The organism is Pseudomonas turukhanskensis (genome assembly GCF_027922365.1).
GTDB classification, from domain to species: Bacteria; Pseudomonadota; Gammaproteobacteria; order Pseudomonadales; family Pseudomonadaceae; genus Aquipseudomonas; species Aquipseudomonas turukhanskensis.
Map to the genome: position 1 here is coordinate 1 of NZ_BSFN01000053.1, position 1,088 is coordinate 1,088.

At 59.3% G+C, this 1,088-nt stretch carries 1 protein-coding gene; it reads left to right on the forward strand.

Annotated elements, in window-relative coordinates; genetic code table 11:
• The coding region (locus tag PKE98_RS26900) for a hypothetical protein (RefSeq protein ID WP_271198557.1) at positions 1 to 1,088 on the forward strand (1,088 nt) is incomplete at both ends.

Consider the following 1,088-nt stretch of genomic DNA (forward strand, 5'->3'; position numbering starts at 1 on the left):
TTACCTTGTCTGCCCACGACATCACCATCACGGGCGAACTCAACGCCCCAGGCTCGGTGCAGATTGTGGCGGCCGGTGATGTGCGTAATCAGGGTGCTGTCATTATTGGCAAGACCCTGGCGATTACCGCCAACGGCCTGATCGACAACCAAGCCGGCAAGCTGATCTGGGCGGGCGAAGACCTCTTCTTGCAGGCCGGTACGCAACTGCTCAACGGGGTTAACAGCCAACTGCTGGCGATGGGCGATATGAGCCTGAGTGCCGGGCGCAAAATACAAAACAACGTTGGGCGCATTGAGGCGCAAAAGAACCTGTGGATCGACACGCCGCTGCTGGAAAACCTTAGCCAAGCCAGCGGTGGTGTGTTGGCTGCCAGCGAGGCCAAGGAAGACGCTTGGTATTCTAAATCCGATGGGTTGGTTGAGCGCGATTACTGGAACACCAAAATTACGTTGCCGGTGTATGCCTCAAACCTCGCGGTAAAACAGGCGGTGATCAAAGCCGGCGGTGATTTATTGCTCAACCAGGACAGCGCCCACAACCAGGACAGCGCCCACAACACCAAGGCCACCGTCCGCAATGTCGGCGGATTGATGGCGGCCACCGGCAATGTGGTGGTCGACGGCAACCTGGAAAACCTCGGGTTGTCGGCAAGCAAGAGCTTAGTGGAACTGCTGCAAGGCGCCACTACCGAGACACGCTGGAGCACGTCCTCGATTTGGACAGGTGATGGCGACCCGGTGTCGCTCAGCCTGTACAACCTGCTGAGTAACCTGTTGCGACCCAATGGCTGGAGCAGCGATTGGGTGAGCTCGCTCAAACTGGTGGAGACACCAGAGGTGAATCAACTGCTCAGCGCGGTGCTAGGCGCCGACTGGAAGGCCCTCAGCCACGCGCAGTTGCGCACGCGCTGGAGTGATTTCCAAGCCAACGGCACGAGGAGAACCCAGAACTACTACGCCGCTACCCAGGCCGAGATATCTGCGGGCATGGCGTTTTTGCACGAGGGTGGCACCTTTACCAACGGTGATGGCAGCAACTGGGGGGCGCAGCGCTCCATCACGGCACAGGTGGGCAGCGAAACCGTG